Source organism: Mechercharimyces sp. CAU 1602 (genome assembly GCF_024753565.1).
Taxonomy (GTDB): Bacteria; Bacillota; Bacilli; order Thermoactinomycetales; family JANTPT01; genus Mechercharimyces.
In genome coordinates, this window is record NZ_JANTPT010000001.1 from 1,170,297 (window position 1) to 1,187,142 (window position 16,846).

Sequence of the window (16,846 nt, forward strand, 5' to 3'; positions counted from 1 at the left end):
CCTATTCCCCCTTTAGAAATATACCTTTGTATCGCAACAGCTTGTGAATCACCTGCGTATCATCCTCAAAAAGATCCATCGCTAATGTTCGTTTGAGTCCCAGTACCTTCATCGTCCTATCCACTTCAACAGCGATCGGTTGTTCATCGCCTTTGTTCTTCACCCAGATCGACACCTGCATCGACACTTCTTCTGACACTGCCTCATCATCCAGGTAATCCCCTTCCGTCTGGTTCATGAAAAAGTAAGTGATGTAAGGGAAGTCATTCTGCTCACTCTTCAGATACTCGATCCGGTCACCGCCTAGCAAAGTTAGAAGGGCATCATTGTTACGTAATGCGCCATATACGATTGCCTGCACATCCATCATAAGCCGATCCCCTGCCGGATCTCATTTGCCATCACATCTAACACTTCGCCCGCTGCCTCATCACAGCTCACACCCACAAAGGGGTGAGGCGGCATCTTGGATGTGCCAGTTTCAAGAAAGAAACCGTAGAAGAACTCCTTCGCGGGTCCGACCTCCACCAACTTCATTCCCTTTTTCACCTTCACATTGGAGCACTCAATATTATCTTTCAAATGTTTGGTATGACGCGCCGATGGTCCAGGTGCATTGCGGGACATCGTCTCTTTAAGAACATCCCCACCCGCTCGTAGTGCTCGATTTTCCACCCGCTGTGCATGTTGCCCTATCGACTCTAGCTTGTCTAGCATCTCTTGCATGCCTCGAAACGTCATTTCAGACACTGATGTCCACCTCCTTACACATCAGCTCCATGAACCTACGCCTCCCCTTTACATCGTCAATGACCGACTGGATATCCAAAAGGTGATCTTTGTATTTGATACGGAGGTCGGTCGTTGTATTGTCACGATGACGGATCGTCACCCGTGCGGTTCTTTCTGCTTGGATAGCCGCCGCTTCAAAGTACTCCCTTCCTTTCACCCATTGCACTGACGCCCAGATGGTGGTGACCTCTACCCATTCGGTTCGAGTGTTCCCGCGTTCATCTCTCGTTGTTTGCTTCCTCTGGAGGGTGATGCGGTCGCTTAGATCACTGATTCTCACTGTTTAACCTCTTTTTACCCGCCTTTTTAGGTGCTGACTTCTCTTCTGCCTGTTTCTTTTCAGCCTCGTTGACTTGTGCTGGCTCTGTAGGTTCAAACTCACTCGATGCGACTGGATCGACAAAGCCACCCTGTATCAACTCCTCGATTCGTTTTTTATCTCGCTCGATGATTTCCCCAACCGCACAAGGCTTTCTTGTCACCCTGTCGATAAACCTGCGCTTCACCTTTGCTTCCATATTGGCTCCCCTCCTCATCACACTCTCAACTGCCCAATGATAGACTCTAGTGCATAGCTGAATCTCTCTACCTTATCCGCTCCATCTCGATGTTCATAGTTGAGAGCGACATAGAGCATCACAGCGAGCATGTACAGCTTGGAATCTATCTCTTCTATACCGGCATTACGCAGATACTCGACGGCTCCATCAATCAAAAGAGCGAGGATGACATCATCCTCGCCCCCGTCTATACGCAGGTACTGTTTCACTTCTTCTGAACTCGGCTTCATGGTTTCCCCTCATTTATGCTTCAGGCGTAACTTTAGCGATGCGGAATGCGCTTTTCAGCTTGATCTTATGATCAAACCAAGCGGTCAGGACGAAGTTTTCGATGCCTGTTTTCACATCTTTTTGACGGTCATAGATAATCTCAGGGTCATAGTTGAAGTGCGAGTAGCGGTAGTCGCCTACAATTGGATTGGTTGCCGAGTCACAGAACACCACCGGCTTACCTAGAATCTGCTCAGGCTGAGCGTTGTACAACACCACACTGTTGTTGGCTAGCTTCTCGATTATCGCCAGATAATCCGCGTAGCGCATAACGACCGTCGCATTGTCCCGATAATCCTCATGTAAATCCGCAATCGCTGAGCGAATCGCCAAGTATAGATCTTTCTCTTCCACTTCACTAATGCCCACACCGTAAAAAGAAAGGGACTTGTATGGATCAGCAGGAGCCATATTAAATGCCACTTTCTTTTCTTTCGCCGCCACCCCGCTCTGAAGGGCTTGGTCTACCGTCTGCACCAGATTAGTGTCCGTCGCCAGCAAAACCGTTTCCGAAATAGGAACAAACACCTTGAATTTGTTCCGCCCGAAGGTGACCACATCGCCGTCGGCTGCAATCTCCTTTGCCGCTGCCGTATCAGCAATGAATGCATCATCACTTAACGTAAAGGTAATCTTCGGGATTTCCAGATTCGTGATGCCCGTGTACGTCGAAATGCCTCGAAGTGGATTTTTCACAAACGGTTCATGCAAAAGCTCGTTCGTCATCGTAGTGGGAAGAATCTTTTCTCCACCCGTCGAGTTGCGATCCCCCAGAACAGCCTTCACATCGGTAGAAATGGGGCGTTCCCGAATCGTGCTGCGGATTAACTCTGCCTTCGCCTTCACGACTTTCTCTTTCGGGTCGCTCACCCCCTCTAATGTGCTCTTATTCTGCTGGAACAAGGACTTTTGCTCCTTTTCCAAGTGGTCATGCCGATCTTTTAGCACGTCAAATCGCTCTTGAAGCTCCACCTTATGCGATTTCAGCTCCTGAATCTCTTTAATTGAAGCACTAGGGTCACCCGCTTTTTTCGCAATTTTGCTCTCCGTCCCGGACAACTCGTCCCCGACCGTCTTTAAGCTCATTTTCAACTGATACAATTCACTCATGCTAATCCCTCCAGATAATATTGAATTCGCTTCTTATTGGCTTCTGCTTCCCTCACCAACTGCTGACGTAAATCTACTTCCTTTTTTTCATTTATCGGTTTTTGCTCACTAGCCAGCTGTTTCGGGGTATTCTTATACCGCTTCATGACCGCATCACTCACACAGGCGACCATTTTCTTTGCCTCACCGACCACATCACACAACCCATATTCCCTGCACTCCTGTGCAGTCAGCCAAGTCTCTTCGTCCAATAGTGCGGTTAACTGCTCCTTAACTAGCTTCTCGCCTGTCTTCGCCAGATACGATTGCATGATACTCTCCCGCATGCGATCCAGATCATCTGCCACTTTACGAATCTCATTCGCATTGCCCCACGTCACCGTCCATGGGTTGTGAACCATCATCATGCTATTTTCAGGCATAAAAATAGCATCGCCTGCCATTGCGATTACACTTGCGATACTTGCAGCCAAACCGTCGATATGAACGCTAACCCTTGCCTTATGTCGCTTGATGATGTTGTAGATTGCCACTCCTTCAAACACGGAACCACCAGGAGAGTTAATGTATAGATTGAGCTCTTCAATCTCTCCTAACACATCCAGATCATCTTTGAAGCTCTTGGCTGTTATGTCCGAATCGTCCCACCCCAATGAAACAATTTCACCATAGAGATACAACTCACCGATCTTATCCGACAAAGCTTTAACTTCCCAGAATTTCTTCAGCCTAACTCCCTCCCTTCTCTGTTTCACCCCGTTCTTCCATCACCCCCTCGTAGCTGGTCAATAGGAACCAAATCTCGGCTAACATACAGCTTTTCTCCACCCTCTTTTGGTGGGAGTTCTTCATATGCTCGCACTTCGTTGGGTGTAAAACCACCAGATCGAATCATCTTGAAGTAAAATTCTCCTCGGGTCTTCACATCGCCACGAAGAAGCCCGCCAACATTGAACTTAAACCCTAATCCTTTCCGCCGCTCCACTTCGCTAAGTAGCTTTCGATTGAATTCTTGTTCATACATCCGCACAATCGGCAAAAGAGTCCCTTGCACATATTCCAACGCCATCTGCTCCATACTTTTGTAACTCTCGCCTTGCGTCTCGCCTAACATGTGAAGCGGGATGTTAAAGACACTTGCCACTCGGGAACGAGTGATACGCTCCACCTCAAACACCTTGGTGTCCATAAAGTTACGTTCAATGGGTTCGATTTCATCACCTGAATCTTGGATGATAACCCCGCCGTTTTCTTGGTAAAACGATTTAAAGTGCGCTAACTTCTCTCTTTTCTTTTCCTTTGACAGATGTGTTTTAGTCTTTAAAATGAAGGATGCCTTAATCGACCCTTGCATTTGATCCAGACTAAACTGCCGAACACCTTTATCAAAGTCGACCGTTCCCTTCAGAACCTCAATCGGACTAATACCTACATGCCCCTGTGAGCTAATATGCTTCACATGAATCATATCCAAGTTATGAACGTAGTAGCGCCCCTTGTCCCCATCGACTTCGTACCACAGTTCTCTGGTATTTGCTTCCACCACTGGTCGTACCCTCTTCGGATCGAGGATGTGAAGCGAATCTACCTGTAGTCGGTTGTCGCTCATCTTCAGCGCATAGGCATTGCCGTATTCATTACGGTGCACTTCTAAAGTACGGATGAAGTCAAAACTCGTCATATTACTGTTCGGGGCATTTCCTATCAAGTCGGCTACACGATTGTTCACCTGCTCAAATCGCCCATTGTACAGTTTAAGTGGTAACGTTGCCATGGAGTTAGATAGCTTGGAAATCGCCGAAAACACCGTCTCGTTACTTGCTAGCGTACTACTAGCTGTGCCTTCAAAAATGTTATACGGCACAAACCAGCGATCAAAACCTCCATAGACACTGCTTCTCACATCGCCCCATCGTGAGCGAATCCATCCTTTCATTCGTTGCCACACTCTCTCACCTCCTTATCTGAGGATGTCATCAATCGAAACAAACTCCAACTCTCCTCCTGATGATTCCACCATGCGCTTCATCACTTCTGTATGGGCGTTTAACCAGGCAGCAAACCCATCAATCTTTCTGTACTTCCCTTGCTTCGTCGGCATCCAGTTATTATTTCGATCTTTCACCAAGCGGACATTGTTCAAATACCAGCGAAATAAGCGATTGTTGTTATATACAACTTTCCCATCCAAAAGAAGGTTTTTAATATCTTTCATCGCTGGATTTAATGTCTTATGCCCTTGACGAACAGACTCTGTCAAAAACCCATACCCCTCTAGTTCCTTGACTAACCGAAACGCATTCGCGGGATCATATGTGATTAACTCGATGGCATACCGTTTCGACTGTTCCATTATCCAGTCGTATAAATAGGAATAGTCCACATATTCTCCTGGGCACACCGTCAAGTGTCCTTCTCTGACATACTCCCGATAGGGAATCTTCTCGTTATCTAGCATCACTTTCTTCTCAGGAATAAAAGAATGCGAGAGTACAAAGACGCGCCCATCATCCAGTGGAAATTCTAAGCACACGGAGGTGAAGTCCTCTGAGTCCGATAAATCGAAGCCTGCCACACATGCCCTGCCTTCTAGCTCAGATAGATCCATCACGTCTTTGTTGCGCTTGATGATCTCAAAATCCACAAACGATTGCTCATCGGATTTGGTGAAGATGTTGAGACGCTTGTTAATAAAGTCGTTGCGCTCCCCTGGGATGTGCTTTCGCTCATGCCATTCCTGGATCATTTCCGTCGGATCGATCGTTACACCCATGTTCGGATTCGCTTTGATCCAAGTACTTGTATCTTCGATGTCATCTCCTTCATCCAGCTCCGCCATATAGTAAAACGTGCGCTCCGCCTCAATGACCCCTTGGAGCACATCCTCTGCTTTTTCGTAGTAATCCATCAAGGGTCCATCTAACTGACTTCCTGCAGTCGAAATATACACAATGAGTGGCTGTTTCCTTGCCCCCGTGGAGTTCTTAATGACGTTGATGAGCTTATAGTCCTTGTACTCGTGGATTTCATCGAAAGCACCGAAACTACAGTTCTTCCCATCCAACTTCTTACTATCGCTTGCGAGCGGCTGAATCTTAGAGATCGTCTTTTTGTATCGAATCTCATGCAGCCGTGAGTGAAAGTGTTTATCTAAGATCGGAGACTTCTCCACCATTGCCTTGCACTCTTCAAACATCTCCCTTGCCTGCTCCTTGGAGTTCGCCAATTGGTACACTCTTGCCCCATTTTCACCGTCTTTGGCACAAGCATAGAGCGATAAGCCCGACACCAGCGTGGTTTTCCCGTTTTTCCGTCCAATAAAAATAAGCCCCTCACGGAACCTACGATACCCTGTCTCTTTATGAACCCATCCATAGAGCGATCCAATCACAAAATGCTGCCAGGGTTGGAGCTCAATTCGTTTGTACTCCCCTTGTGAGGGTCGGCAATACTTTTCAATGAAACCGATGGGTCGAAGCGCTTTTTCTTCATCAAATCGGTACGGAAAATCGTCATTTTCTTGCTTTTTTAGATCGTTTTGATGCCTTTCACACGCTAATTTCACCTTTTCTGAGGCAATGATGTTGCCCTGAATCACCTCTTCTGCATAGGAGGTCGTCCAACATTTAGTAGTCGTCAAAGTCATCACCATCGTCGATTTCAACATCAATTTTCTTAGCGGATGATGGAGTCAAACAGAGCTCATTCAGTAGTTTGCGTTGCCCCTCAACGACCTTTAAAACCTTGTCCACGGACTTGTTTTCCCGCCACATTTCCTGTGTTCCATTGACGAAATGCTCCACCACACCGCGGTCTTTGATGTCTTTGAGGAGTCGTTCTTTGACCTGTTCAAGGAGCGCCATGTTCTCCACAATGAGGATCGTTCGCTCGTTTAACATCTTCTCTTTTTCAAGTTCACCCGCAACGATATGAAACAGATTTTTCGCCGCTTTGATTGTAATGTTTTTACTCGGTTTGAACCCTGTCACATCCTATACCCCCCCTCACATAAGAAAATGATCTGCGGTGAAAACGACGCGCCTCTGCCGGTCTCCAGCCCCTATCCCATCCGCTTTTTAGGGAGGGGGGATCACACCATCTCCTCATTCGCTACCGACCGTATCACTCTTGCTTTATACAACCTCCGCTTGTCCCTCTTTCCCTTCTCTGGATGGAGCTTGTTATGGCACGTGGCACACACACTCACTAAGTTGTCCGCATCCAACGCCCTCTCTGGTCTCTCCTTCAAAGGGTGAACATGATGCACGACTTCTGCTGGTGTGAGCTTCCCATTCCTCCAGCATCGTTGACACAAGTAATGATCCCTCGCTAGTACAAACTCTCGTGCTTTCTTCCATGCTCTACTCCTGTAGAAGGGCTCTGGTTTCTTTCTCACACTGAACACACCTTCTTCCTAGTTGGATCAGTGACAACCGATTCAAATCTTATGGCTCTTCTATACTTCCTTTCCGATAACCCCAACGATCCGGAAACTTCCTCTCTAACCTCCAAGCAGCCGCCCGCCAATTTTCTTGAGCTGCCCTTGTAATGACGGCAAGGTCTCTAACTTCTACTTCTGCCAAATGCTTTTCTACTGCGTCCGAAAACTCTTTATACCTTCCTGACTTCTCTCGTTCACCACGGCGTAACCAATCGTATAAGGTAGATTTGCTTATACCTGCATAGGCGGCTGCTGTCTCAAGATAGTTTCCCAGTCGTATCGCATCCAAAATCTTTTGTTGAACATCAGGAGTTAATTTGGTGGGTCGCGCCATCTGCTCTCACCGCCTTTTCCCCTGTCTTCTCCTCCCATCGACGCACGATCACATCGCAATAGACAGGATCCAATTCCAACCCATAGCAAAAGCGTCCCGTTTCTTCTGCCGCAATCAGGGTAGATCCTGAGCCGAGAAATGGATCCAGTACCACGCCTTCTTGTGGACACGAATTCTGAATCGCTTTTGCAGGAATCGCAATGGGTTTCATCGTTGGATGGTCTGCATTTCTCTGTGGCTTTTCACATCGCCAGATCGTTGTATTCTCTTCTATTCCAGCATAGACCACTTCATACGATGGAACCTTGACGACAACCGATTGATCATTGCTTGAGAATGTAAGAAGAGAATATCCATCATCCGTTTGAATGGTCAAAGGAATTGTCTCCTCAATCACGGTGGATTGCTTCCGCCCCCCAAACCATTGATGCGCCCCTCCGTTTTTCCATCCATAGAGAATCGGTTCATGCTTCCACTGATAATCTTGCCGCCCTAACACAAACGCGTTCTTTACCCAGATCAGGCACTGCTTCAACTCCCATCCTGTGTTGATCATTGCGGAACGAAAGTTGATGCCTTCCGAATCAGCGTGACAAATATAAATGCCGCCACCTACTCGGGTGACGGCTTGCATATTCGCAAATGAGTCATGAAGAAACTGATAAAAGCTCTCGCTGTCCATATGATCATTTTGAATCGTGAGCTTCCTCTCGGTGCTTCCCGTGTAATTCACGTTGTAGGGTGGATCAGTGAACACCATATCTGCCAACTGACCATCCATAAGGCGTTCAACATCTCCTTTATTCGTTGCATCTCCACATAAAAGCCGATGCCTCCCTAGCAACCATAAATCTCCTAAGCGTGTGGTCGGATCCTCGATTTCACTCGCAGCTTGATTCACATCAAAGTGATCTTCCTGTGGCTCTCTTGAATCAAGCACTTGACTGATCACTTCGTTAATATCAGATGAATCGAAACCGGTTACGTGAATATCCATCCCAGACAATTGAATCTCGCTCAAAACACCTACTAACTTTTCTAAGTCCCATTCCCCACTAATTTTATTCAAGGCAAGATTCAATGCCTTTTCTTTCGTCTCCTCTAATTCAACAACCGAGCATTCAACTTCCGCGATTCCCTGTTCCTTCAACACTTTTAATCGTTGGTGACCACCGACCAAATTCCCTGTGGTTCGGTTCCAAACCAGTGGCTCTACAAAGCCAAACTCATGTATAGACATTTGAAGTCTTTCTAATTCCTTATCACTCATTTGACGAGGGTTGTATGTCGATTCTTTGATATGTTCAACAGCGATTCTCTCTATCTGCATGCTGTCACTCCTATAATATTTATATCCTAACTCCTTCGGTTCATGTTTCCCACAGTACAGCCCCAACTAATTCCCTAACCGTCAGGATAGTTACAAGGACTCGGTTGTATTTGTGGCATCTTGCACACGTCCTTCTTTCTGCAATGTATATCGGAAATTTCCGCTAATATCTGGCTTGGGGTATATCGCCTGTACATTCCACCCATTTTCCAAGTACTCTTTCAGTCGCTCTACTCCGGTGATATTGATCATCCTATCGTCCGCAGTTCCTGACTTCCCTTTCGCTTTCAAAATGTAGTAGCACCTTCTAGAAGGCAACGTCTTCACATCATGGATAACCCATCCTCTTTCCTGATAGAGAGCGACCTCTTCCACATCAGTGAGCAATACCCATTGTCCATCCTTGCTGATCCTCAAAAGTGGTTTGATCTCATCCAAGCTATAGCGCACGTCCGATACACTGTTTTTAAGAATCTTCACTTCACCTTTCACCTCATTGAACGAAATCACAGTCAACACACCGATGCCCATAAACATCAGCAATGAAATATAAAAGTCCATTGTTCATTCCTCCTTTCGTTTTATCCCTGACACTGCGCCCAAAGCCCCTCGATCTCTTCCCTCTTGTCCCATATCAAAGATTCTCGCCCGCCGATTGTCATCTCCGTCCGTATCAACACTTCGTTCATGTCGTACTTGTACCGAAACATCATCGGCACATCTGTATCCAAGTCTCTACAGTACATATCCACAATGATCATACCGTCTCGCTTGTACAAATTGATCTCATCATAGTTAGCCAATGAGATGTTGTCCGCTAGGAAAAACGGAGGCACACCTTTGTCCGCAAGTAACCGTGCGATTTTCTTTTTGATCGCTTCCGTGGATTCCATCAAATCTCTCCTTTTCATGGCAAAACAAAAACACCCTCGCCATGAGAGTGCTTCGCTGTTTCGTTATTGTATTGGTGAGCCGCTAGGTTCCTCTTGACATCTCAACGGGCTTCCATCATCATCTTCATAAGATCTAACTGGAGATCCACCAACCGGATCAGTATATCTAAGCGGATTCCAGCCTGGCTCTTCACTGATTTTAAGCGGACTACCATCGAACTCTTCTTGGACTCTAACTGGTGATGAACCTTGTGGATCTTCAATTAATCGAATCATATTACCGCCTCCATATGTAAATTAATCACACGCCCTCTGTATCAATACGTTTGCTCTCAACAAGACCCGTATCAACAGGCTCTAGTGGATACCCGCCCCACTGTTCATTATAGGATCGTACAATCACAGAATGCACCACCTACTCTATAATCTACCTCTATTATATCTAAATTAAGTGATTTGAGCAAAAATTAAATCCTGTTCTCCCTACCCAAGCGACACTTGAGCGTTAAGGAGAAACAGGATTGTATTCTTCATCAATATATAACGTCCCAGCCACCCTTAGCGGCATACGATCACACTACCATAATAGCACGGTTTTCACGGTAATAGCGGTCAGAAACCGGTCAAAAAGCGGTCAGATCTGTACAATCAAAATCATCTTCACAAAAAGAAATATTAACCTTTCCTACATAAAAACAAATTCATAAGGAACTATATAGTTAATTAATCATGATAGCATCAGAAAAACACTCAACAGAAGGAGGGTTAAACAAGTAATGTTCAGGACATACAAGTTCAAACTTGAGCCGAATGTACAACAGACCAAAAACATTGAATTCAATTTAAATCTATGCCGTTGGTTGTACAACTCTTGTCTTGAACAACGGAGATTCGCATACACACGTAGAGGGGTTTCTGTCAACCGTCGTATGCAACAAAATGAGTTACCAGATTTAAAAAAGGAAATCACGGCATTCAAGGAAGTGTACGCCCAAGTGCTTCAAGAAGTCGTGGCTCGTGTGGACAAATCATTTCAAAACTTTTTCCGCAGAGTCAAACTAGGTGAAAAGCCAGGGTATCCACGTTTTCAAGGAAAGAAACGATACGACAGCTTCACCTATCCCCAAAGCGGATTCTCTCTCGAAGGCAAATACCTGAAGTTGTCTAAGATAGGGGATATACGTATTAAATGCCACAGACAAATGGAGGGAAAAATCAAAACCTGCACTATCGTACGAAAAAGTAATAAGTATTATGCCTGCTTATCCTGTGAAATCGAACCTACCAATCATACACACTTTACAGGTAAGCAAGTAGGGATAGACCTCGGAGTAAAGCATCTCGCCATCTCTTCAGATGGAGAATTCTTTGCTAATCTCAAACATCTTAAGAAGTCAGAGAAAAAGCTCAAACAGCTTCAAAGAATCGTCTCTAGGCGAAAAAAGGGTTCTAACAGAAGAAGAAAGGGAGTAAGTCAACTCGCTAAACTACATGAACGAGTGGCTAATCAGCGAAAAGATCTCGCCCATAAAATCAGCCGGAACCTTGTTGATCGGTATGATCTCATTGCCTTCGAAAAGCTTAATATCACAGGCATGGTTCAAAACCACAACCTAGCAAAAAGCATAGTCGATGTTGCATGGAGACAACTTGTACAGTTCACTACTTACAAAGCAGAATATGCTGGTAAGGAAGTGATCCAAGTGGATCCATACAATACTACGCAGTCCTGCTCAGCTTGTGGACAGATTGTCAAGAAAGCACTAAAGGATCGAATGCATGTGTGTTCTTGCGGTTATTCTGAAGATCGAGACATCAATGCGGCAAAAAATATCCTTCTGAAAGCCCTGGATAACATGCAGAAATCGGCATAAGCACCGCTTCTAGACCATTCCAATTTTGCGGTCGGGTAGACCGTCTAAGCTCGGTCAATATCTTGTCACTAGACGGGATTTCCCGAGAATCATCTCATTTTTCAAGAGGAGCAAGCATCCTAATCCCCATAATCACGGGCTTTTTTGAGGGTCTGATATATCCTCCTCATGAATATGGGGTGAATACCACGTCGCTCGAGTCGAAGCCTCCTCATGAATATGGGGTGAATACCACTAAGAAAAAAGGATGAGCGACGGCTTATGGTATATCCTCCTCGTGAATATGGGGTGAATACCACGTACGTGTATCAACAGAAGATCAGAACGAGGGTATATCCTCCTCATAAATATGAATAGAGCTTCGAAGGCTCTTCTTATATAGAAAAGCGATCCGCTCACTTTGAGTAGGATCGCTTTTCTCTCCTTAATAGCACTGTTTTCCTCGTAATAGCGGTCATATATATCCTTTTATCTGTAATTACTTAAGATACTCATCTAGAAACTCATCGAATGAATCGCATATGGGCTCTGCTGCCTCTGGATTATGTGAAATGAAGTAGTCAGTATCCAAAAATATGATTGTTGGGTCTCCGCCTCGATAATCGAAACAGAAGTGATTTTTGCCTACATCCCATGCAAAAGGGAAAATAAACTCAAACCCTTCATCATCTTCTAGTGCTTCTTTATATTTATCAATCATTTGATCAAGGGTAAACACTTTATAGAAGTACTGTTCTTCACCATCCTTCGTTATAATCTCAATTTCATCTTCAACCACAGCTCCATGAAACTCGGATAACCATTCGTAAAACCTGTTTGGAAAAGATATATTTAATGTTGATAAAGATTGCTTCACTTTGTGTACATCCAAACTCTTGTTTACTGATTCCCACATGCGTGACAGCCTCCTATTTCTTTTTCTTCTTTTTCTTTTTATTAATGTCATCTATTTCATCACTAGTCTCGCTTTGTTTTCCCCAAATGGCGTGCCCGCCAGTATGTCGTGCACTTTCATGAACATCTCTAGGTATCAGCTGCATTCTACCCGTATCTTGATGATGATGCCAAGTATAGTCTTTAGGACTACCTTTACCTTTTCTAATATCTTGCTTAGTTTTCTCAGGAAGGTCAAAACGGGTCTCCCAATCAGGATATTTTTGCTTAAAGAGCTCTGTAGCTAATGCCAATTGTTTAGGGCTTTTGCCCACAACCTTTTCATCAGGAATGTTAATCTCTGCCACTGTCCACTCGTCAAAAACCGGAAACCCATCATCATTATAATATACTCCGTTATGCAACTTACCAGCATATTTACTATTTACCAGGGGAATTTCCCTATCATCTGATGTTTCGGCTACTTTCTTAATGTCACCATTGGCATACTCAGAGTCTACAATATCATATGAAAAATCAGGGTCTCCAGGCTTAAGAGAGCTAAAATTCTTATCTTGTTTTTGATTGCCTGCATCTTCGTCTTCACAACTTTTACATGATCCTCTATCAAGGGCAGAATCAATTTCGCCTTGGGTTTCTCCAGCTGGTTCTCCCTCGAGGTAAGCAGAACCTACAATTGTAAATGGATTACGCGTGAGAGTCCACTTAGCAAGTGATTTAATATCTAATTTGGGTCGTTCAAAAACCTCATCAATAATGTCGCCAAAGTAGTCCGCCGACTCTTCTCCGAATTCTTTCCACCATGAATTCGTCGAATCTGTTTCATCATCGTGATCCAGTGGAGTAATCCCAATGATGCTCGATGAATAAGTTGCCTTCCCTAGCTCTCCAAGCGTAGGCGGGTCATTCGATGGAGAATAAATTAACTCATTATATGTTTTTTTATCTTTATCCCACTTCGTAACAATTTCTATCCCATCATCTTGTGCAGTATTATCTCCTGAGGATAAAATCGCTCCATTATGATCACTATTAGAGCCATTATCCTCTGGTGAGCTAACCTCACCCATCAAAGTCTGTTTAACCTTATTCTGTAATGCACGTGTTATATCATTATCCTCTGAGAACACATTGAGCAGAATGGTAGCAAGTAGTACACCTGCCATCAGGATGATAACATATTCAATTGTCGAAGAACCCTTGCTAGAACTAATAATATCTTTGAGTCGTTTTATCATCACACACCACCAAATACAACAATTGATGCATGAACAATAGAAGCTAGCAACGCAATAATAAAGAAGCCCACGACGGATGACAAAATGAGTACAATCACTGACTTCCAGAATTTTATGCTGTGAGCTTTACTTAACCCTATGAAAAGAAGAATAAGCGTATGAAAAAATGCTAGAATATGAAGCACGGAAACGATTAAATGAATGTAAAACCGTATAGGCTGGTCAACACGCATACTCCCATATGCATGGTAGTAAATAAACCCTTTCGTAAAAAAATTACCGTATATAGCGATTTCAATTACCCATAAAATCAACGTCATTATCAGGGGAAGGGATGCAAATAAGATCATCTGATAAATTCTCTTCCATGTGCCTTCACCTTTAAGCATATTGCCTATCCACTTGAACAAAGGCACAAAAACAACGATTAATACAAGACCATTTAGTAGTCCGTTGAACAAAACTGTTGCTAGTACTTGTAGCAAGTCTAGATTTAACCCTATGTAGTTTTTGAATGCGCCGTTGAATGCAACTACCAATCCCAAGAGGTATGTTAATAGAAACAGCTTCCATAATGGTATAGACTCATTGTTTAACTCCTCAAAAAAAGAGCGAGGAGACAATAAAAAGTTTCGCATTTTAGACAGCATATACAAGTAGCTCACCTCAAAAATAGTAATAATATTTACTTTCTTAAAGAGATATTATAGCATTTGTTGGTATAACATGGAAGTATAATAATTCCAGTTCCACACACAAAAGGATATGAGTAATAGTATCTATAAGGTATTCAAATACCTTATAGATACTATTACACAACCTACCCGCCCCCTCACACAACCCCCAACATCACCGCCATCTTCCGCATCGCTTCCTTCTTAATCCTCCTATACGTACTCTCACTCCACATCAACCTCGCCTGCACCTCTTTATCCAGCCGATTCTGCATGTACCGTTCCTCTAACACCAGCCGCTCATCAATATCCAACACAGCCAATGACCGCTCAATCCGCTTCACCTCTACCTCCATCCACTCTAGCCGTTCTCTCTGTTCTGTTCGCCGAATCCCATATTGCTCTGTGGTCGACACATACGCACTATAACCAGGGCTTGTCCGCTCTTCATAGACAGGGGTGCAAGACGGGAACTCTTCTTCCATCTGCAAGGTTGCTTTCCAGGTACGATAGTTTTTCAATAGCTCCTCTACCTTTCGCCGATGCACAGGCTTCTTGTTCGCTGCTTTAGTCCCTGCTGCTACCGATTCCATACCTGCACCCCCATATTGGATTAATTGTAACGGTTACTTATATACCGGATAGTCGATCTCTACTTCCAACTCATCCATCCCATTGTCTCTACAAATCCTGTAAATCATGTTCGACTGCTTCTCTGCCCATCCAATATCCGTCGCATACTGATGTACCCCTGGATTCGCTGGATTGTACAACATCTTATAGAGCGTATCCTGATCATGGCTGGAATACGTATACCAGTCAGAGATGCACTTGGCTCCGCCAATGATCGCCTTCTTCACGTTGTTCCAGTTCTTCTGTTTCGCGAATGCGGCACCGAGATTTGATGCGTCGCCATCATATGCCGCTAATCCAAACACATTGTAATACCCTTCATAGTCCTTTACCGTACCATTTGCCAGCGCACTTGCCCCGTGGTTCGTTTCCAGAAGCGAGTGTGCAATCAGATACACTGGATCCACCCCATATATGTCTGCCGCCGCCTTAAATGTGAAACCTGTCCCTTCCAACGAGCCCTTTCCTATCAACGCCTGATCCAACTGCTCTATGCTGACATCCATCTGTTTTGACAATAGAATGTGTTGGAAAATCTTCGAGGGCGACATCGTATTTGACGGCGACACCTTCTCTATGACCTCTTCTAATGTCGCACTACGGAATCCGCCCAACTCATCATCCCATACGATCGCTCCATTCGTGCCATACTCCTTGTGAATCTCACTTGCCTGCTCCACTGTCAAATCACAAGATGTAAACCCGAATGATCGCAACTCTCCGCTCAACAACTCTCCTACTTTGAATCCCACCCCCCATCATCTCCCTTTTAATTTAACTCTCGCATTCCTTTCTGGTTTCAATCCTCCATCAATCCTTTGTATAAATCCCAGTCGATCTCCCCTACCGTCCTGTACCGATACCCACACACCCGACACCTTCAAATTCACCTCCCGATCCTCCCCGCAAACCTCGCATCTATTCTCGAATGCCACGGGATTATAGTAGATGACGGTCATTCAATTTACCTCCCCTACAGTGACTTCTGCTCGTTCTTCTGCCTTGGAAATAACAGATACCTTCTCAATCTCCAGCCTCCGAACTTGTTTGTCATCCTCGTACGCAATCCCGTTCATTCCGTCCAGAATCGACTTACTGTAGTTGTCCACGTCGCCCTCTCTCTTGCCATGCAGGTACACCCTTATTTCCACCCTCACAGGGGCTTTCGTGGGACGGACACCCGCCCCTTTCGCCGCCCATCCCACGTTGTTCTTGTATGCGAGATATCGCTTGGCATTAGGTCGTGTCCATTTCCCCCTCTGCGTCATCCGCACCGCTGGGACAGGACGACCCACTACCGTGAAGCTAATCATCCCATCACGCACAAATCGCCGACTCTTCTTTCCTTGTTTGAACACTTGAAATCCGTAGCGTTCAACCATTGATAATCTCCTCCTCAGTGGCTAATCTCAGATACTTCGTTGCATAATAACCCCTGTAACCTTCGAGTAAAACAACCATGGTATCTTCAGTCCATCTCTGCTCATCCGATCTACAAATCCACACCTTGCCACGGAATTTTTTCAAATCCGCCTCCCCACACCCGTACATGACCACCCGATCACCTGTCTTCAGCATTGTTCTGCTCCCCCTCTTTCCTTGTAGCTGACCCACCGCTCCAGAAATTCGTCAGCTTCATCTCCCAGCAAGACAATGATGTTTGCCCATTCCTCATATTCGAAATCCCATCTTGAACACTTCAAAATGACCAAGACCTCATTCTCAATCGTATTTCCTCGGTTCACCCAAGCCACATCTGCTAGGGAGAATATCTCATTCACACCTCGGAAGACCATAGACACA

Annotated in this window: 26 protein-coding genes; 1 reads left to right on the plus strand and 25 read right to left on the minus strand. The window is 44.9% G+C overall.

All coding sequences use genetic code 11. From position 1 onward, the window contains the following. Window position 1: 1 nt before the first annotated feature. The 16 genes from gp17 to NXZ84_RS06190 form a co-directional block, all read right to left on the minus strand. Complete coding sequence (gene gp17 / locus NXZ84_RS06115) at window positions 2–370, minus strand: tail completion protein gp17 (protein WP_258839380.1); 369 nt, start codon at window positions 368–370, stop codon at window positions 2–4. Next, window positions 367–741 (minus strand): HK97-gp10 family putative phage morphogenesis protein, encoded by a 375-nt coding sequence (locus NXZ84_RS06120; protein ID WP_258840349.1) that lies wholly within the window; start codon window positions 739–741, stop codon window positions 367–369. Before NXZ84_RS06120 ends, gp17 begins: the two co-directional genes overlap by 4 nt. A 1-nt stretch (window position 742) precedes the next feature. Next, the gene (locus NXZ84_RS06125; protein ID WP_258839381.1) at window positions 743–1,072 is read right to left on the minus strand and encodes a phage head closure protein; all 330 of its coding nucleotides are present in this window, start codon (window positions 1,070–1,072) and stop codon (window positions 743–745) included. Beyond that, a complete protein-coding gene (locus tag NXZ84_RS06130) occupies window positions 1,059–1,310 on the minus strand; it encodes a hypothetical protein (RefSeq protein WP_258839383.1) in 252 nt (83 codons plus the stop codon). Before NXZ84_RS06130 ends, NXZ84_RS06125 begins: the two co-directional genes overlap by 14 nt. 17 nt (window positions 1,311–1,327) lie before the next feature. After that, complete coding sequence (locus NXZ84_RS06135; protein WP_258839385.1) at window positions 1,328–1,582, minus strand: head-tail connector protein; 255 nt, start codon at window positions 1,580–1,582, stop codon at window positions 1,328–1,330. A 13-nt stretch (window positions 1,583–1,595) separates the two neighbouring features. Further along, a complete protein-coding gene (locus NXZ84_RS06140; protein WP_258839387.1) occupies window positions 1,596–2,732 on the minus strand; it encodes a phage major capsid protein in 1,137 nt (378 codons plus the stop codon). Next, window positions 2,729–3,433 (minus strand): head maturation protease, ClpP-related, encoded by a 705-nt coding sequence (locus NXZ84_RS06145; RefSeq protein WP_258839389.1) that lies wholly within the window; start codon window positions 3,431–3,433, stop codon window positions 2,729–2,731. Before NXZ84_RS06145 ends, NXZ84_RS06140 begins: the two co-directional genes overlap by 4 nt. Window positions 3,434–3,483: 50 nt before the next feature. Beyond that, the gene (locus NXZ84_RS06150) at window positions 3,484–4,680 is read right to left on the minus strand and encodes a phage portal protein (protein WP_258839391.1); all 1,197 of its coding nucleotides are present in this window, start codon (window positions 4,678–4,680) and stop codon (window positions 3,484–3,486) included. Between the two features lie 12 nt (window positions 4,681–4,692). After that, the gene (locus NXZ84_RS06155; protein WP_258839393.1) at window positions 4,693–6,378 is read right to left on the minus strand and encodes a terminase large subunit; all 1,686 of its coding nucleotides are present in this window, start codon (window positions 6,376–6,378) and stop codon (window positions 4,693–4,695) included. Further along, entirely contained in the window at window positions 6,359–6,721 is a 363-nt protein-coding gene (locus NXZ84_RS06160) for a P27 family phage terminase small subunit (RefSeq protein ID WP_258839394.1), read from the minus strand. The genes NXZ84_RS06155 and NXZ84_RS06160 overlap by 20 nt, the downstream gene beginning before the upstream one ends. A gap of 101 nt (window positions 6,722–6,822) precedes the next feature. After that, the gene (locus tag NXZ84_RS06165) at window positions 6,823–7,137 is read right to left on the minus strand and encodes an HNH endonuclease (RefSeq protein WP_309495636.1); all 315 of its coding nucleotides are present in this window, start codon (window positions 7,135–7,137) and stop codon (window positions 6,823–6,825) included. Between the two features lie 40 nt (window positions 7,138–7,177). Next, window positions 7,178–7,507 (minus strand): hypothetical protein, encoded by a 330-nt coding sequence (locus tag NXZ84_RS06170; protein ID WP_258839396.1) that lies wholly within the window; start codon window positions 7,505–7,507, stop codon window positions 7,178–7,180. Further along, window positions 7,479–8,837, minus strand: a complete 1,359-nt coding sequence (locus NXZ84_RS06175; protein WP_258839397.1) for a site-specific DNA-methyltransferase — start codon at window positions 8,835–8,837, stop codon at window positions 7,479–7,481. Before NXZ84_RS06175 ends, NXZ84_RS06170 begins: the two co-directional genes overlap by 29 nt. Window positions 8,838–8,927: 90 nt before the next feature. Then, on the minus strand, window positions 8,928–9,398 hold the full coding sequence (locus tag NXZ84_RS06180; protein ID WP_258839398.1) for a hypothetical protein: 471 nt from the start codon (window positions 9,396–9,398) through the stop codon (window positions 8,928–8,930). A 20-nt stretch (window positions 9,399–9,418) separates the two neighbouring features. Then, the gene (locus tag NXZ84_RS06185; RefSeq protein WP_258839399.1) at window positions 9,419–9,730 is read right to left on the minus strand and encodes a hypothetical protein; all 312 of its coding nucleotides are present in this window, start codon (window positions 9,728–9,730) and stop codon (window positions 9,419–9,421) included. 101 nt (window positions 9,731–9,831) lie between these two features. Next, window positions 9,832–9,993: a hypothetical protein gene (locus NXZ84_RS06190; RefSeq protein ID WP_258839400.1), complete on the minus strand. Its 162-nt coding sequence runs from the start codon at window positions 9,991–9,993 to the stop codon at window positions 9,832–9,834. A gap of 513 nt (window positions 9,994–10,506) precedes the next feature. Here NXZ84_RS06190 and NXZ84_RS06195 point away from each other — a divergent pair. Continuing rightward, window positions 10,507–11,604 carry an RNA-guided endonuclease InsQ/TnpB family protein gene (locus NXZ84_RS06195; protein ID WP_258839401.1) on the plus strand — a complete coding sequence of 366 codons (1,098 nt, stop codon included), beginning with the start codon at window positions 10,507–10,509 and terminating at the stop codon, window positions 11,602–11,604. Between the two features lie 478 nt (window positions 11,605–12,082). Here NXZ84_RS06195 and NXZ84_RS06200 read toward each other — a convergent pair whose 3' ends face one another. The 9 genes from NXZ84_RS06200 to NXZ84_RS06240 all read right to left on the minus strand — a co-directional run bounded on the left by NXZ84_RS06200 (window position 12,083) and on the right by NXZ84_RS06240 (window position 16,824). Continuing rightward, entirely contained in the window at window positions 12,083–12,499 is a 417-nt protein-coding gene (locus tag NXZ84_RS06200) for an SMI1/KNR4 family protein (protein WP_258839402.1), read from the minus strand. A 13-nt stretch (window positions 12,500–12,512) separates the two neighbouring features. Then, the gene (locus NXZ84_RS06205) at window positions 12,513–13,736 is read right to left on the minus strand and encodes an HNH endonuclease (RefSeq protein ID WP_258840350.1); all 1,224 of its coding nucleotides are present in this window, start codon (window positions 13,734–13,736) and stop codon (window positions 12,513–12,515) included. Further along, window positions 13,736–14,374 (minus strand): YIP1 family protein, encoded by a 639-nt coding sequence (locus NXZ84_RS06210; RefSeq protein WP_258839403.1) that lies wholly within the window; start codon window positions 14,372–14,374, stop codon window positions 13,736–13,738. The genes NXZ84_RS06205 and NXZ84_RS06210 overlap by 1 nt, the downstream gene beginning before the upstream one ends. Window positions 14,375–14,568: 194 nt before the next feature. Next, window positions 14,569–15,003, minus strand: a complete 435-nt coding sequence (locus tag NXZ84_RS06215; RefSeq protein WP_258839404.1) for an ArpU family phage packaging/lysis transcriptional regulator — start codon at window positions 15,001–15,003, stop codon at window positions 14,569–14,571. Between the two features lie 33 nt (window positions 15,004–15,036). After that, window positions 15,037–15,795 (minus strand): N-acetylglucosaminidase, encoded by a 759-nt coding sequence (locus NXZ84_RS06220; RefSeq protein ID WP_258839405.1) that lies wholly within the window; start codon window positions 15,793–15,795, stop codon window positions 15,037–15,039. Between the two features lie 6 nt (window positions 15,796–15,801). Beyond that, window positions 15,802–15,933: a hypothetical protein gene (locus NXZ84_RS06225; RefSeq protein ID WP_258839406.1), complete on the minus strand. Its 132-nt coding sequence runs from the start codon at window positions 15,931–15,933 to the stop codon at window positions 15,802–15,804. A 69-nt stretch (window positions 15,934–16,002) separates the two neighbouring features. Beyond that, window positions 16,003–16,425, minus strand: a complete 423-nt coding sequence (locus NXZ84_RS06230; protein ID WP_258839407.1) for a RusA family crossover junction endodeoxyribonuclease — start codon at window positions 16,423–16,425, stop codon at window positions 16,003–16,005. Continuing rightward, window positions 16,418–16,621: a hypothetical protein gene (locus NXZ84_RS06235; RefSeq protein WP_258839408.1), complete on the minus strand. Its 204-nt coding sequence runs from the start codon at window positions 16,619–16,621 to the stop codon at window positions 16,418–16,420. Before NXZ84_RS06235 ends, NXZ84_RS06230 begins: the two co-directional genes overlap by 8 nt. Next, window positions 16,615–16,824: a hypothetical protein gene (locus NXZ84_RS06240; RefSeq protein ID WP_258839409.1), complete on the minus strand. Its 210-nt coding sequence runs from the start codon at window positions 16,822–16,824 to the stop codon at window positions 16,615–16,617. Before NXZ84_RS06240 ends, NXZ84_RS06235 begins: the two co-directional genes overlap by 7 nt. Between the last annotated feature and the right edge of the window lie 22 nt (window positions 16,825–16,846).

Coding starts and splice junctions, on each gene's coding strand:
- gp17 (WP_258839380.1), bottom strand. CDS start 370: ATGATGGATGTGCAGGCAATCGTATATGGCGCATTACGTAACAATGAT.
- NXZ84_RS06120 (WP_258840349.1), bottom strand. CDS start 741: ATGACGTTTCGAGGCATGCAAGAGATGCTAGACAAGCTAGAGTCGATA.
- NXZ84_RS06130 (WP_258839383.1), bottom strand. CDS start 1,310: ATGGAAGCAAAGGTGAAGCGCAGGTTTATCGACAGGGTGACAAGAAAG.
- NXZ84_RS06135 (WP_258839385.1), bottom strand. CDS start 1,582: ATGAAGCCGAGTTCAGAAGAAGTGAAACAGTACCTGCGTATAGACGGG.
- NXZ84_RS06140 (WP_258839387.1), bottom strand. CDS start 2,732: ATGAGTGAATTGTATCAGTTGAAAATGAGCTTAAAGACGGTCGGGGAC.
- NXZ84_RS06155 (WP_258839393.1), bottom strand. CDS start 6,378: ATGACTTTGACGACTACTAAATGTTGGACGACCTCCTATGCAGAAGAG.
- NXZ84_RS06170 (WP_258839396.1), bottom strand. CDS start 7,507: ATGGCGCGACCCACCAAATTAACTCCTGATGTTCAACAAAAGATTTTG.
- NXZ84_RS06175 (WP_258839397.1), bottom strand. CDS start 8,837: ATGCAGATAGAGAGAATCGCTGTTGAACATATCAAAGAATCGACATAC.
- NXZ84_RS06180 (WP_258839398.1), bottom strand. CDS start 9,398: ATGGACTTTTATATTTCATTGCTGATGTTTATGGGCATCGGTGTGTTG.
- NXZ84_RS06185 (WP_258839399.1), bottom strand. CDS start 9,730: ATGGAATCCACGGAAGCGATCAAAAAGAAAATCGCACGGTTACTTGCG.
- NXZ84_RS06195 (WP_258839401.1), top strand. CDS start 10,507: ATGTTCAGGACATACAAGTTCAAACTTGAGCCGAATGTACAACAGACC.
- NXZ84_RS06200 (WP_258839402.1), bottom strand. CDS start 12,499: ATGTGGGAATCAGTAAACAAGAGTTTGGATGTACACAAAGTGAAGCAA.
- NXZ84_RS06205 (WP_258840350.1), bottom strand. CDS start 13,736: ATGATAAAACGACTCAAAGATATTATTAGTTCTAGCAAGGGTTCTTCG.
- NXZ84_RS06210 (WP_258839403.1), bottom strand. CDS start 14,374: ATGCGAAACTTTTTATTGTCTCCTCGCTCTTTTTTTGAGGAGTTAAAC.
- NXZ84_RS06215 (WP_258839404.1), bottom strand. CDS start 15,003: ATGGAATCGGTAGCAGCAGGGACTAAAGCAGCGAACAAGAAGCCTGTG.
- NXZ84_RS06230 (WP_258839407.1), bottom strand. CDS start 16,425: ATGGTTGAACGCTACGGATTTCAAGTGTTCAAACAAGGAAAGAAGAGT.
- NXZ84_RS06235 (WP_258839408.1), bottom strand. CDS start 16,621: ATGCTGAAGACAGGTGATCGGGTGGTCATGTACGGGTGTGGGGAGGCG.